Origin of the sequence: Arthrobacter sp. U41 (assembly GCF_001750145.1) — a bacterium.
Taxonomy (GTDB): Bacteria; Actinomycetota; Actinomycetes; order Actinomycetales; family Micrococcaceae; genus Arthrobacter.
On sequence record NZ_CP015732.1, the window covers coordinates 2,693,632 to 2,706,801 of the forward strand.

A 13,170-nucleotide genomic window follows, 5' to 3' on the forward strand; every position below is an offset into this window, starting at 1 on the left:
CTGAGGGTCAGCACTCCGTCGGCGCCAGAGTTAACCGGCGCCAGAACCAACCAGTGCCTCTGCCGGACCGGGGGCTGCGGGTCCGCCGCCGCTAGTGCAGGTCCTGGCCCGGCGCCGGCAACTCGTGCGGCGCCGGGAGGTCCGGCAACGTGCGGCCGGCGAGGGTGCTGGCCACCCAGAGCGACCGGGCAAGGTGGCCTTCGTGGCGGGGCTTCGAGGCATACCCGAGGGCGTTCTCCACCTCGCGGGCCAGGCTCCATTGCCGGGCCACCTCGGCGTCGAGGCCCGCGGCCAGGCTGAAGTCCCGGCAGCGCTCCAGCAGGCCCCGTTGCGGATCCGCCCGCGGGAGCTCAGGGATACGGTTCCACAGCAAGGGTGCCACCGCGAATTCCGCCTCGCCGATCATGGGCTGCGGATCGATGGCGGCCCAGCCGTCGGCCGGCTCCGGCGCGCCCTCGGGTGTGCGGCCCCGCGGTGCGCCGCGGTCGGGTGCGCCGCGGTCGGACCGGGCCAGGACATTCAAGAAGTGCAGGTCGGTATGGACCAGGACATCGCGTCCGGAGCGGCGCCCGACAGCCCCGCGGGTCTGGCAGACCTCCAGCGCGGCTTCCAGCAGCCAGCGCGGGAAAGGGCGGCCCAGCTGTTCCCAGCTCTCCGGCAGCTCATCGCTCCACTGCTCGGCGCGGGCTGCCACGTGGCTGAACTCCCGCCATTCCGGCCGGTCGTCCGGGACCAGGCTCAGCCGGCGGATCAGTCCGCCCCACACCGGAAGCGCCAGGTCCATCGGTGCGTCCTGGAGGGACCGGGCGGCGTCCAGGCGCTCCAGCAGCACCGTGCCGGCACCGGGGTCATTGGCCAGCAGCCGCACCGCACCGCGCCCGCTCCAGAGGGCCAGGGCGTGCGGTTCCAGAAGGGCTTCGTCGTGCGGAAAGGCGACTTTCAGGACGGCAGCCCCTGCCATTGCCGCGGCGGTGCTGGCGGCGGACCTCGTGCTGGCGGCGGATGCGGCCGTGGACCCGGTGTTGGTGCTGGAGACGGCTGTGGTCCGGGTGTTGGCGCTGGCGGAGCTGCTGGAGTCAGCGTCGCCGCCGGCGCGTTGGCGCACCGGGATCACGATGGCCCCGTGGCCGTTCCACGGCAGTGCGCCCGGCGCGAGGTCAAGCTCGAGCTGCCACTGGTCCAGGCTGTGCCGGATCAGCCGGGGGAGGGAGGCCAGCCAGTCGCGGCCGGTCGTGCTGCCGCTGTAGCGGCGGCTGAGGTCGGGCGGGATCGGGACGTCTGCGGACTGGCTCATCAGAACCAGCGTAGTTGCTTCCGGCCACCTTGAAACCCCGGGGACTTGGGACCTAAGACCGACGACCTATGACATGGCACCTGACACGGGCGGATTGCCGGATCGCGGGCCACCTCGTCAGACGGAGTGGAACGGCTGCGCGGCGGGCCTTCTCATCAGCCGGACTGGAACGGCTGACGGCGGGCCTTCTCATCAGCCGGCCGGGCCGGCAGGAACAGGACTATCAGACGGTGATGCCGCTGGCGCCGAGCCAACTGCCGATCAGGAAGGTCGCGACAAGCGCAGCGGCGCCGCCGATCACCACGCGGATGGCAGCCTTCATCTTCCCGCCGCCGCCGATCCACGCGCCGATGGCCCCGGTCAAGGCCAGCGCCACCAGCACCGCCACGAAGGTCAGCGGAACCCGGATGTTCTCCGGCGGCAGCAGGATGGCAAGCATCGGGAGGATCGCGCCGATCAGGAACGCCGCGGCGGAGGCGAACGCGGCGTGCCAGGGGCTGACAATGTCCGTCTCGTCAATGTGCAGCTCTGCCGAGAGGTGCGCGCCGAGGGCATCGTGGGCGGTGAGTTCCCGGGCTACCGTGCGGGCGGTCTCGGCGCTGAGGCCTTTGCCCTGATAGATGGCCGCGAGTTCTTCGAGTTCCTCTTCGGGCTGCTCTTCCAGTTCCCGGCGTTCCTTCTCGATCAGAGCCTGCTGACTGTCCTTCTGGCTGCTCACGGAGACATATTCGCCCAGCGCCATCGAGATTGCACCACCCACGACGCCGGCAGTGCCGGCGATGAGGATGGGGCCGGATTCCGTGGTGACGCCGGCAACGCCGACCACAATCGCGGCGACGGAGACGATGCCGTCATTGGCGCCCAGCACACCCGCGCGGAGCCAGTTGAGGCGGTGTGCGATGTCATTGCGGTGTGGCTCGTTCTCATGCTGAATGGGTACGGCTTGACTGTCCATGAGTACAGCAAAGCACCGGCGCCCACAGCCAGCCAGTATGACGAGCCTAACTAAGCGATTCCTCGCCACCGCGGTTGCTGTATCCCGGACCTGGCTCGGGCGGCGCGGCGGGGGCACTTTGACACAGACACACCGCGTCCTGCGCAGGATTCGGGGCCCGCGGACCTCAAAGGCGCCCCGTTCTGCCGCCACCTGCAGCACGGCCACCCCCACGCGCAGCTTCGGTTGCTGTATCCCGGACCTGGCTCGGGCGGCGCAGCGGGGGCACTTTGACACAGACACGCCGCATTTTGGGCGGGATTCGGGGCCCGCGGACCTCATAGCCGCCCCGTTCTCCCGCCACAGCCCTCCCGCCACAGCCAGCCAGCCCCCAGCCCTCCCGGCCACCGAGCAGGGGCGGGAAATCGCGGGTCCGCGGCTGGAAGAGGCCAAGGAAAACCAGGAGCCGGCAACCCAAAAATCGTCCGGGACCCGGGGCTATGGACTGGGGGTTGGTGACGGAAGCTCGGGGAATCCCTCCGGGTCTGCGGTCAGGCCCGGAAGCACGCCGGTTTCAGCGCCCCAGAGAGCGGCGCGGCGTGCGGCGCCGACAAGACCGGTGATGGCCCACTGCCGGGTCTCACCCTCGCTCAGGGCCACCAGGTCCCCGTAAACAGGCAGTGCCGCAGCCTCCAGGCCGCCGAGACCCGCGGCCGGTGAATCGAGGAAGTCCTGCCCCAACTGGTAGCCGGCCACGCGGGGCGGAACCGGGGCGCAGTGCACTCTGCTCAGCGCTTCGGCAGCTCCGGCGAGGGCCTCATGCCGGGCTAGCTGCTCCGCCGCCGGGCCGGCTGCTTGGCCGCCCAGCCGGGTCAGGGCCACCTGATAGCCGTACACGGTTTCCAGTTCGGTCTCCACGGTCGCCGCCAGCGCTGCGGCAAGGGAAGCGGGGGCAGGGTCCGTCCCCGCCAGGTTGCCCGCCAGGTTGCCCGCCGAGGCTACCGCCGTGGGACCGGTCGGATCATCGGCCGCGGCGCCGGAGGACGCCGGCGATGCCGTCGCGCTCGTGCATACCCCGGACGGCTGGGGTGCGGCGGGGTCCGGCACGGCAGGGGCCGGAGCCCCGGCCGCGGCGGCGAGGGAGGACCCCTGGAGCAGCTGGGCGGTTCCGACGGCGGCAAGCAGCCGGGCCATGCCGCCGTCGGCAACGGCGGCGTCGGTGAGCCGTTGCGAGGCGCTGGCCGCAAGCTCGCTGGCCAGCGCGGCCACCGACGCGGGCGGGACAACAGGGGGCACAACAGCCGTCGAGGCAGCCGGAGAGGCCGGGCTCGGGGAGGAATCGGGGGAGGGCGAAGAAGCCGGTTCGTCCTGGCCCGGTCGCAGGAGGGCCCGTGCCTGGCTTGTCAGCAAACTCACAGTGCGCGCCACTGCGGCCTGCCCGTCGCCGGAGAGGGTCTGGCTGAGGAGCTCGCCGGCCGCCCGCAGCCGCATGGTTTCAGCCAGTGCCGCGGACCTCGCCTGTTCGGAAAACGTCGGTTCGGCGGGCTCCTTCGGGTTTCCGGGACTCAACGCCACCCCGAGGCTGACGACCACAAGGGCGAGGCAGGCCAGGAGCGAGATGCGGGGAATGAGTCCCCGCCGCCGCTTTTCCCTGGTGTCGTCTTTCACAACAGACCATTTTGTCATGCCGGCCGGGAACTCGGTGCACCATGGCGCCGGGAAAATCGCTAGGCTAGTACACACAACATCATCTAGCGGGAGGCGGCCGGCATCATGACCAACGCAGAAGCCACGACTTCGACAGACCGGACCGGGACGGGTAAGGCTGACGCCGCACCCGCTCACAACTTTGAGGCCGAGCGGCTGCATGCCCTCCTGGAGCCCGAAGTCCTGGCAAACCGGCTTTACCTGGAGGACGTTTCCATTCACGTCGCCGGTGCCAACCGGGTGGTCCACGTGGTGGTGGACCTGCCGCAGGAGGAAACGGGCGGCGTCGGTCTTGACGTCATCGCGGAGATCTCCAAGACCCTTTCCGAAACCCTGGACAACGATCCCAGCACCGACGCGCGACCGTACGAGCTTGAGGTTTCCTCGCCCGGCGTCGGCCGTCCCCTGACCGAAGAGCGGCACTGGCACCGCGCCCGCGGCCGGATGGTCAAGGTTAATGTCCTCCAGGGTGAGAACGTCACCGGCCGGGTCCAGTCCGTTGATGACGAAGGCGTCACCCTGATCCCGGAGATCGCCGTGAAGAAGGGCATGAAGCCCAAGCAGGGCGAGCCCATCAAGCTTCCGTTCGACAAGATCCGCAGTGGAAAAGTCGAGATAGAGTTCAGCCACCTCGAAGAGGCCGGTCTGGAGAACGCACACAATGGACCTTCCGAGGAGGCCTAATGGATATTGACATGAGCGCACTGAGACTCCTGGAGCGTGAGCGTGAAATCCCGCTGGATCTCCTGATTCCGACCATCGAACAGGCCCTGCTGGTCGCCTACCACAAGACGCCGGGAGCCTTCGAGAAGGCCCGTGCCGAGCTGGACCGCAAGAGCGGACACGTGACCATCTGGGCCACGGAGATCGACGACGACGGCGCCCCCATCGGCGAATTCGAAGACACCCCCGCGGGCTTTGGCCGGATCGCAGCCAGCACGGCGCGGCAGATCATCCTGCAGCGCCTGCGCGATGTTGAGGACGACAATGTCCTCGGAGAGTTCAAGGGCCGCGAGGGCGAGCTCGTGGCCGGAACCATCCAGCAGGGCAACAACCCGCACATGATCCAGGTCAACCTGGGCACGGTGGAGGCACTGCTTCCGCCGCCCGAGCAGGTGCCCGGGGAGAAGTACACCCACGGCAACCGGCTCCGCGCCTTCGTGATCGACGTGCACCGCGGCACCAAGGGCCCCTCCATCACCCTGTCCCGGTCCCACCCGGGCCTCGTGCGGAAGCTCTTCGAAATGGAAGTTCCGGAAATCGCGGACCGCTCCGTGGAAATCGTCGCCCTGGCCCGCGAGGCCGGGCACCGCACCAAGATGGCCGTCAAGGCCAACATCCCCGGCATCAACGCCAAGGGCGCGTGCATCGGTGAAATGGGTTCGCGCGTCCGCGCGGTCATGAACGAACTCAACGACGAAAAGATCGACATCGTCGACTATAGCGAGGACCCGGCCACGTTTATCGCCAGCGCGCTGTCCCCGTCACGGGTGAACTCGGTCACCATCACGGACGAGGCAACCCGCTCGGCCCGCGTTGTGGTGCCGGACTACCAGCTCTCCCTCGCGATCGGCAAGGAAGGCCAGAACGCCCGCCTCGCCGCCAAGCTCACCGGCTGGCGGATCGACATCATCTCCGATGCCGCCGTCAGCCGCGACAAATAGCCACCCGGCTCCACCGGCCCGGGCAATCGGGCACCGGTGCAGGCCCGCCCGTCAGCGTCCGTGTCCCCGAAGGTTCGGGGCCCGGGCGCTTGAGGGGCTAGAATAGACATGACCGCGCCTCACGGCCGGTATCCGCGTGTCCCCAACGCGTCCGGGTTATGTCCGGCGAAGGTGTTGTTCACAACCCTTGGCCAGGCTGGCTCCAGCAGCCCGGGGCCGGCAGATATGTACTGGCAGGAAGATACTCGTAAGTGGCACACGTGCAACACCTCGAGAATCAGCCGCAGCGTACCTGCATCGGATGCCGGAAAAAGGGTTCGCGGTCGCAGCTTCTCCGGCTCGTCGCCGACGGCAGCGGTTCAACCGCCGTCGTACTGGATGAACGACGCCGGATGGCTGGCCGGGGTGCATGGCTGCACCCCAGCGAAAAGTGCCTGGCACTGGCGGTCAAACGTCGGGCGTTCGGACGCGCCCTCAACGGCGCCGCCGTAACAGCCGACGTCGAACGCCGGATCATGGCAGTCACGCAAGCCGTGGACACCCCGGTGGCCGCAGCAAAAACCGTCCAACCTGAAAGCGGGTCAGAAAACTGATGGAAACCCGATGAGTTCCCAGCGATGAGTGCGCAACGATGACAAATTTGTTGCGCTCTGCAATGGACCTTTCAGCTGCACTCGCGGCGAAGGTCCGCAGTAAGAAGTAGACGGTTCGTGCCTGGCTCGGTGCGGACCGAGACAGGAGAAATGTGGCCAAGGTCCGCGTACATGAGCTTGCTAAAGAGCTCGGTATTACTTCCAAAGATGCAGTAACCAAACTGCAGGAACTGGGCGAATTCGTTCGCTCTGCCTCTTCCACCATTGAGGCCCCCGTTGTGAGGAAACTCCGCAACGCGTTCCCCGACGCAGCAGCAGCTTCGAAGTCCGAAGCGCCCGCGTCCGCACCCAAGGCACCCGCCAGCCCCTCGGCATCCCGTCCGGCGCCCGCGCCGGCCGCGGTTGCACCCACGGCGCCGGCGGCTGCAGTAACCAAGACAGAAGCTCCGGCAGCAGCAGCGGCTCCGGCACCGAGTGCCGCCCCGGCAGCTCCGGCCGCCGCACCGGCCGCACCTGCGGCTCCCGCCGCCCAGGCTCCGGCCGCACCTTCGACGGGCGCCAAGCCCGGCGCACGTCCGGCACCGAAGGCTGAAGCCCCGGCTGCTCCGGCACGCCAGGGTGGCGCACCCCGCCCGGGCGGTCCCCGTCCCGGCAACAACCCGTTCGCTACCTCCCAGGGCATGCCCCGGGGCCGCGGCGGCGACAACGAACGTCCCTCGCGTCCGGGTAACAACCCGTTCGCTCCTTCCCAGGGCATGCCGCGTCCGGGCGGAAGCCGCACCGAGGGCGAACGCCCCGGCGGGCCCCGTCCCGCAGCAGGCGCTGGTGGTCCGCGTCCCGGCGCTCCCCGCACAGGCGGAGCCCCGGGTGCCCGTCCGGGCGCCCCGCGTCCGGCTGGCGCTGCAGGCGCTGGCCGTCCGGCAGGGGCCGGCGGAAACCGTCCGACTCCCGGCATGATGCCTAACCGCACCGAACGTCCCGCACCCGCAGGTGCAGGCCGTCCCGGCGGCGGAGCCCGCGGCCCCGGCCGTCCGGGTGGCGCTCCAGGTACCGGTGCTCCCGGTGCCGGTGGCGGCGCTCCGGCCGGCGGTGGCTTCGGCAAGGGTGGCCGCGGTCGCGGTGGCACCCAGGGTGCTTTCGGTAAGGGCGGCGCAGGCCGTGGCAAGCAGCGCAAGTCGAAGCGTGCCAAGCGCCAGGAACTCGAGCAGATGAGTGCTCCGTCGCTGGGTGGCGTAAGTGTGCCCCGCGGCGACGGCCACACCGTGGTCCGGCTTCGCCGTGGCTCGTCCATCACGGACTTTGCCGACAAGATCGAGGCGAACCCCGCAGCACTGGTGACCGTCCTCTTCCACCTCGGCGAAATGGCTACCGCCACGCAGTCGCTGGATGAAGAGACCTTCGCCCTGCTGGGCGAGGAGCTTGGCTACAAGCTCCAGGTCGTGTCCCCGGAGGACGAGGAGCGCGATCTGCTCTCCGGCTTCGACATCGACTTCGACGCCGAGCTGGAAGCCGAAGGCGATGAGGAACTTGAGGCACGTCCTCCGGTTGTCACCGTCATGGGTCACGTTGACCACGGTAAGACCCGTCTGCTCGATGCCATCCGCAAGTCCGACGTTATGGCGGGCGAGCACGGCGGCATCACGCAGCACATCGGTGCTTACCAGGTCACGCACGCCCACGAAGGTATCGATCGCAAGATCACCTTCATCGATACTCCGGGCCACGAGGCGTTCACCGCCATGCGTGCCCGTGGTGCCAAGGTCACTGACATCGCCATCCTCGTGGTCGCAGCGGACGACGGCGTTATGCCGCAGACCGTTGAAGCCCTCAACCACGCGCAGGCGGCCAACGTGCCGATCGTTGTGGCCGTGAACAAGATCGACAAGGAAGGCGCGAACCCGGAAAAGGTCCGCGGCCAGCTGACCGAGTACGGACTGGTTCCGGAAGAATACGGTGGCGACACCATGTTCGTGGAGGTCTCTGCCCGCCAGAACCTGAACATCGACGAGCTGCTCGAGGCCGTCCTGCTCACCGCAGACGCAGCCCTGGACATGCGCGCCAACCCGAACAAGGACGCCCGCGGTATCGCGATTGAGGCCAACCTGGACAAGGGCCGCGGCGCGGTCGCTACCGTCCTGGTCCAGTCCGGCACCCTGCACATCGGCGACACCATCGTGGCAGGCACGGCCCACGGCCGCGTACGTGCGATGTTCGACGACGACGGCAGTGCACTGACCGAGGCCGGCCCGTCCCGCCCCGTGCAGGTACTGGGTCTGTCCAACGTCCCGCGCGCCGGCGACACGTTCTTCGTGACCGCTGACGAGCGCACCGCCCGCCAGATCGCCGAGAAGCGTGAAGCTGCGGACCGCAACGCGGCCCTGGCCAAGCGCCGCAAGCGCATCAGCCTGGAAGACTTCGACCAGGCCGTCGCCGATGGCAAGATCGACACCCTCAACCTCATCCTCAAGGGTGACGTGTCCGGTGCCGTGGAAGCCCTCGAAGACGCGCTGCTCAAGATCGACGTCGGCGAAGGTGTCCAGCTCCGCGTTATCCACCGCGGTGTCGGTGCGATCACGCAGAACGACGTCAACCTGGCGACGGTCGACAGCGCCGTCATCATCGGCTTCAACGTCAAGCCCGCCGAGCGTGTTGCCGAACTGGCAGACCGCGAAGGCGTGGACATGCGCTTCTACTCCGTCATCTACGCAGCAATTGATGACATTGAGGCAGCCCTCAAGGGCATGCTCAAGCCCGAGTACGAAGAGGTCCAGCTTGGCACCGCCGAGGTCCGCGAAGTGTTCCGTTCCTCCAAGTTCGGCAACATTGCAGGCTCGATCGTGCGCTCGGGTGTTATCCGACGCAACGCCAAGGCCCGGGTCAGCCGCGACGGCAAGGTCATCGGTGACAACCTCACCGTTGAGACGCTCAAGCGCTTCAAGGACGACGCCACCGAGGTCCGCACGGACTTCGAGTGTGGTATCGGTCTTGGCTCGTTCAACGACATCAACGAAGGTGACACCATCGAGACCTTCGAGATGCGCGAAAAGCCGCGCCTCTAAGCCTGAAGTCAAATGCAGTAAAGGTGCGGGGCCGTTGGATTCTTCCGGCGGCCCCGCCTCTTCGCAAAACCCAACAGTTGTGCGGCCACCGTTCCGGCGCCGTCGTACATCCAAATTTTTAGGAGTGGAAATGGCTGATCCCGCACGGGCTGCCAAGTTGGCGCAGCGGATTAAGGTTGTTGTTGCCGAGGCGCTGGGCCGGAGGGTCAAGGATCCCCGGCTTGAGGGCGTCACCGTTACCGATGCGCGTGTGACCAATGATCTTCAGCATGCCACCATCTACTACACCGTGTTCGGTGACCAGCTGGTCCAGGCCGAGGCGGCCAAGGGGCTTGAGAAGGCCAAGGGCGTGCTGCGTCAGGAAGTCGGGCGGAACATCACCGTCCGGCTCACCCCGACGCTGGAGTTCGTGGCGGACCAGATCCCCGTCAACGCCTCCAACCTGGAGGAACTTCTCCGGGCTGCGAAGAAGCGCGACGCCGAGGTGGCCGCACTGGCTGCCAGCGCGAAGCACGCCGGCGACGCCGACCCCTACAAGAGCGACACTCCCCAGGACGTGGAGCTCGATGAGGATGACTTCGACGAAGAGGACCTCGACCTCATCAACGAAGACGACGTCGACGAGGACAGCAACAAATAGTCCACACCAGCACCGCACAGCACAGCAAGGAAATGGCCGGCCCCGGTTGGGGACCGGCCATTTCCGTCCCGCCACCGGGGCTGATCTGTCCGCGTTTCGTTGCCGGCTATGCGCTGCCGGCGGCGCGCTGCCGGCTGTGCCGGAACGCTCAGCTGAATGCAGCCCGGTCGTGCCGCCCGTCCTTCAGCTCCAGGTACATCACCCGGCCGTCCGGCGGGCCCCCGGGTCCGGGCAGGGCGTTGACCGTGGCAAAGAGCGTGTCTCCGCGCAGGTCCACATCGGCCGCGAAAGCTGCGGCGAGCACCACCGACTGCCCGCCCGAGTCCGGGTCGATCCTGAGCACGCCTTCACCGAAGAGCGAGGCGACGTACATGTCGCCGTTGTCGTCCAGGGCGAGTCCCGTGGGCGTCATGATCTCATCCGCCACGAGCTCCACGTCGCCGTCGTCCGGATCCACCTTGAAGATCGCCCCCCGCGGGCCGAGCGTCGGATCTTCCGGTCCGCCCGGCAGCGAAGTGACATACAGCCACCCGTCGGGTCCGACGGCGACATCGGTCGGAACAGCCTCGAAGTCGTAGGTCGTTCCCACAACGCAGTCGGGCAGGCCGTTGGAGGCCGCGGCTTCCGGGGTGATCTGGTAGGGACGCGGCGGCAGCACAGCGACGGTCTCGGTCCGGCCGCTCCCGGTGTCAACTGACACCACACTGTTGGCCCCGGCGTCGGCGACGTAGATGGTTTCTTCCGTGTGGACGATTCCGTATGGATGGGAATCAACTTCACCCGTGTAGCTGGCGGGCATATTGGCCGGCAGTTCGGCTGCGCAGCTGTCCGGCAGGTGGCGGTAGCCGTACCGGGTTGTGCCGTCGGCGTTGTCCTCCGTTTCCAGGGCGGCGAAGTCGCCCAGCGTCCGCTGGTGACCGTCTTCTTCGATGATGCGGACGTGTCCGGCCAGCTCGGCCGGGTCGGGTCCGGCGCCTTGGCTCTCCAGGAAGTACGTCGTGTCACGCCACTGGGCGTTGCCCGCCACGCTCCAGTCCGCGGTTTCGTAGAGGACCTTCTGGTGCCCGTCGGCGTCGACCCGCGTCAAGCGGCCGGCGAAGGACTCGCTCACCGTGACTGAGCCGTGGCGGCCGGCGTTGACGTGAAGCGGGCCCACGAGCCTGTCGGTGAGCAGAACCGGTGCGGTCTCTCCGGCGCTCCCGCCCTGGCCCTTCCCGGGGGCTGTGGCGGGGGCTACGCCGGCAGCTGTCCCGGTCGAGAGGAACACGGCTGCGGTGGCGGCCGTGGCTAGCAATGACAAACGCTTTCTCATGGTTGGCTCCCGTGGCGGGTGATGAAGTTTTTGCATCGATGAGACCACTGAGACCGGTGTACTGGCCGCCGGAGTATTCACGGGGCCCCTACAGCGGATATTAGGCTCTCCGGGTTTCAAAGTCGATGCCTTGGCGGCGGACACGGGTCCTCCCCGGCAGACGTGGTTGCTGGCTATGATCGGACCATGGCCACGGCACCCTCAGCTCCCGGAATTGACCGCTTCCTGGATCAGGCCGTCCGGCTCGCCGCCGCAAACGTGGCCGCGGGCGGCGGACCTTTCGGTGCGCTGGTGGTGACCCCCGACGGGCGGATCCATGAGGGCGTCAACCATGTCACGCGGGACAACGACCCCACCGCCCACGCCGAGGTGGTGGCCATCCGTGCTGCCGCGGCCGCGTCCGCCAATTTCGATCTCAGCGGGGCCGTGCTCTATGCCAGCTGCGAACCGTGCCCGCTGTGCCTCGCCGCAGCCCTGTGGGCGCGCGTGGACCGGGTCTACTTCGCCGCGGACCGGCACGCGGCCGCTGCCGCCGGCTTCGACGACGCGCTTTTCTATGAGTACTTTGACGGAACCCGGCCGGACCTGATGCCGGTGCGCCAAACTGCAGTCCCGGCGTCGGGCGCACCATTCCAGGCCTGGCTCGATAACCCGGACCGCATTGAGTACTGAGACCGGCGTCCACGGGCAGGCCGGGGGTCTTTGGACTCTAGGCCCGCCCCGCGCGGGGGCGTCCCATGGAACCATGACTGCGGGGACTCGGGAAGGCGGCGGACCGTGGGCTCCAGCCTGATCGCCTGCCCGCACTGCGGGAAGACCAACCGGCTACCGGCGGCGGCCGCCGGGCATCCACGCTGCGGCAACTGCCGCAAGGACCTCCCCTGGATTGTCGAGGCAGGGGATGCCGACTTCGCCGCGATCGCCGAGCAGTCCTCGACGCCTGCCCTGATCGACTTCTGGGCAGCCTGGTGTGGGCCCTGCCGCATGGTCAGCCCGGTGCTGGACAGGCTGGCCCAGGAGCGCGCCGGCCGGGTCAAGCTCGTCAAGGTCGACGTCGACAAATCACCGGCGCTCTCACGGCGCTTCGACATCCAGGCCATTCCGACGATGCTGTTGATCATCGACGGGAAAGTGGTGGCCCGGCAGGCGGGCGCACCGCCGGCGGCCGCCCTGCGCCAGTGGCTCGACGGCGCGCTGGCCGCCGGCAAGCCGTGACCCTCCCACCGGCGAGATGAGGAAGCAATGACCGACATACTGCGCTACGAAGTGGGTTCCGGGACGGTGCTGGTGGAGGTTGCGGACGGCAGCTTCGGCGTCGAGCGCCCCTCGCGGAACGAGCAGGGCATTACGGATGCCGGGCGGCGGCTTGAGGATGCCCTCGCAGCCATCCGGCCGGCGGCCAACGCGGCAGCGGAGGTCCTGAAGGAAATCGGCGCAGAGCACCTGGAACTTCAGTTCGGCGTGAAGCTGGCCGGTGAGGCGGGGGCCATCATTGCGCAGAACTGCTCCGAGGCCCACTTCATCGTCAAGCTCTCTTTCTCCCACGCGCCCGAGGCGCCGCCGTCGCCGGAGGACGAGATTATCCTGTGAGGCCCCGGGCCCCGGGCGCCGTCACTGGATACGGGGGCGGGCTGTTTCAGCGGCGGACGGCTGTTTCAGCGGCGACTGCGCCGGGCGCCCAGTCCGCCCAGGACGGGGGAGCCCATCCCGAGCAGGAAGCCGAAGTCGTACCAGTTTCCCGCGCGGGCCGTGTTGTAGAACGGGAACTCACTCCACTGCCCGAAGACATGGACGATCAACACAATCCACGCCGTGAGCCCGTTCCAGATGCCCCATAACAAGTCCTGCCACCACATGTGAACCTCCCAGACCGCACCCTGAAACACCGGTCCCGGAACGGCACGTCCCGGGACGCACGCGAAAGCACGCGCTGCGCTCAGATTAGGGCCTACAGCGCCGCGGCGGTA

13 protein-coding genes are annotated in these 13,170 nt (G+C 68.1%); 8 read left to right on the forward strand and 5 right to left on the reverse strand.

Going from position 1 to position 13,170, the window contains the following annotated elements; all coding sequences use genetic code 11:
• Positions 1-91: 91 nt before the first annotated feature.
• From ASPU41_RS12245 to ASPU41_RS23740, 3 genes are all read right to left on the reverse strand, one after another.
• On the reverse strand, positions 92-1,294 hold the full coding sequence (locus tag ASPU41_RS12245; RefSeq protein ID WP_231941065.1) for an aminoglycoside phosphotransferase family protein: 1,203 nt from the start codon (positions 1,292-1,294) through the stop codon (positions 92-94).
• A 223-nt stretch (positions 1,295-1,517) separates the two neighbouring features.
• Positions 1,518-2,249 (reverse strand): VIT1/CCC1 transporter family protein, encoded by a 732-nt coding sequence (locus ASPU41_RS12250; protein WP_069951149.1) that lies wholly within the window; start codon positions 2,247-2,249, stop codon positions 1,518-1,520.
• Positions 2,250-2,726: 477 nt separating this feature from the next.
• The gene (locus ASPU41_RS23740; RefSeq protein ID WP_083266488.1) at positions 2,727-3,896 is read right to left on the reverse strand and encodes a DUF4439 domain-containing protein; all 1,170 of its coding nucleotides are present in this window, start codon (positions 3,894-3,896) and stop codon (positions 2,727-2,729) included.
• A gap of 105 nt (positions 3,897-4,001) precedes the next feature.
• On the opposite strand from ASPU41_RS23740, the gene rimP reads away from it, so the two are divergent.
• From rimP to rbfA, 5 genes are all read left to right on the forward strand, one after another.
• Positions 4,002-4,619, forward strand: a complete 618-nt coding sequence (gene rimP / locus ASPU41_RS12260; protein ID WP_069951151.1) for a ribosome maturation factor RimP — start codon at positions 4,002-4,004, stop codon at positions 4,617-4,619.
• Positions 4,619-5,599 (forward strand): transcription termination factor NusA, encoded by a 981-nt coding sequence (gene nusA / locus ASPU41_RS12265; protein ID WP_069951152.1) that lies wholly within the window; start codon positions 4,619-4,621, stop codon positions 5,597-5,599. Before rimP ends, nusA begins: the two co-directional genes overlap by 1 nt.
• Positions 5,600-5,850: 251 nt before the next feature.
• Positions 5,851-6,192: a YlxR family protein gene (locus ASPU41_RS12270; RefSeq protein WP_069951153.1), complete on the forward strand. Its 342-nt coding sequence runs from the start codon at positions 5,851-5,853 to the stop codon at positions 6,190-6,192.
• Positions 6,193-6,344: 152 nt separating this feature from the next.
• Entirely contained in the window at positions 6,345-9,251 is a 2,907-nt protein-coding gene (gene infB, locus ASPU41_RS12275) for a translation initiation factor IF-2 (protein ID WP_069951154.1), read from the forward strand.
• Positions 9,252-9,381: 130 nt separating this feature from the next.
• Positions 9,382-9,891, forward strand: coding sequence for a 30S ribosome-binding factor RbfA (gene rbfA, locus ASPU41_RS12280; RefSeq protein ID WP_069951155.1), 510 nt, complete (start codon positions 9,382-9,384; stop codon positions 9,889-9,891).
• A 148-nt stretch (positions 9,892-10,039) separates the two neighbouring features.
• Here the strand turns inward: rbfA and ASPU41_RS12285 are convergent, their stop codons facing one another.
• The gene (locus ASPU41_RS12285; protein WP_069951156.1) at positions 10,040-11,203 is read right to left on the reverse strand and encodes a ScyD/ScyE family protein; all 1,164 of its coding nucleotides are present in this window, start codon (positions 11,201-11,203) and stop codon (positions 10,040-10,042) included.
• Between the two features lie 186 nt (positions 11,204-11,389).
• Between ASPU41_RS12285 and ASPU41_RS12290 the strand changes: the two genes are divergently transcribed.
• The 3 genes from ASPU41_RS12290 to ASPU41_RS12300 all read left to right on the forward strand — a co-directional run bounded on the left by ASPU41_RS12290 (position 11,390) and on the right by ASPU41_RS12300 (position 12,793).
• Entirely contained in the window at positions 11,390-11,875 is a 486-nt protein-coding gene (locus ASPU41_RS12290) for a deaminase (RefSeq protein WP_069951157.1), read from the forward strand.
• 105 nt (positions 11,876-11,980) lie between these two features.
• On the forward strand, positions 11,981-12,418 hold the full coding sequence (gene trxA, locus ASPU41_RS12295; RefSeq protein WP_069951158.1) for a thioredoxin: 438 nt from the start codon (positions 11,981-11,983) through the stop codon (positions 12,416-12,418).
• A 27-nt stretch (positions 12,419-12,445) separates the two neighbouring features.
• Positions 12,446-12,793, forward strand: a complete 348-nt coding sequence (locus ASPU41_RS12300; RefSeq protein WP_069951159.1) for a CU044_2847 family protein — start codon at positions 12,446-12,448, stop codon at positions 12,791-12,793.
• 65 nt (positions 12,794-12,858) lie between these two features.
• Here ASPU41_RS12300 and ASPU41_RS12305 read toward each other — a convergent pair whose 3' ends face one another.
• A complete protein-coding gene (locus ASPU41_RS12305; RefSeq protein ID WP_069952668.1) occupies positions 12,859-13,059 on the reverse strand; it encodes a hypothetical protein in 201 nt (66 codons plus the stop codon).
• Between the last annotated feature and the right edge of the window lie 111 nt (positions 13,060-13,170).